Annotated in this window: 1 protein-coding gene; it reads right to left on the reverse strand. The window is 61.9% G+C overall.

What is annotated here, in order from left to right; genetic code table 11:
* Positions 1–536: hypothetical protein (locus L6R21_28275; protein ID MCK6563099.1), on the reverse strand; the 536-nt coding region annotated here is incomplete at both ends.

Consider the following 536-nt stretch of genomic DNA (forward strand, 5'->3'; position numbering starts at 1 on the left):
GCGCTTGTTGAAGCGCATCAACAGGAGCAGGAACGGGACGGCCCAGTGGAACACGATCAGGCCGATGGCGATGACTCCCCAGCCGCCGTGGAGGCGGTGGATGAACCAGGGAATTTCGTGCGGCAGGTTGCCGGACCAGATGATGAGGAACTGCGAGAAGCTCGTGTAGGCCCACAGCATCGTGAAGGCAAGCATTAGGTTGCCGATGTCGTGGAAGTGGTTCGGCCGGACCAGGCCCTTCATGGGGGCGTGTTCCATCAACATCCACAGGCAGAGGGTAACGACGGAAAGCGTGGAGAGCACCTGGCCAACCATGAAGATGACGCCGAAGATGGTGGAGTGCCAGTGCGGGTCGAGCGACATGGCCCAATCGAGCACGGCGAAGGTGACTGTGAGGGCGAAGACGACCACGCCGGGGCCGCTGATGTTGTTCAGGCGGCGTTTGGCATCGGCGTCGCCGGCATCCTGTTTGGCGGTGAGGCGGTTGAGGACGTAAACGAAGATGCCCCAGACGGCGAAGTAAAACACGGCCCGGC

This window comes from bacterium (genome assembly GCA_023150945.1).
GTDB lineage: Bacteria > Zhuqueibacterota > Zhuqueibacteria > Zhuqueibacterales > Zhuqueibacteraceae > Coneutiohabitans.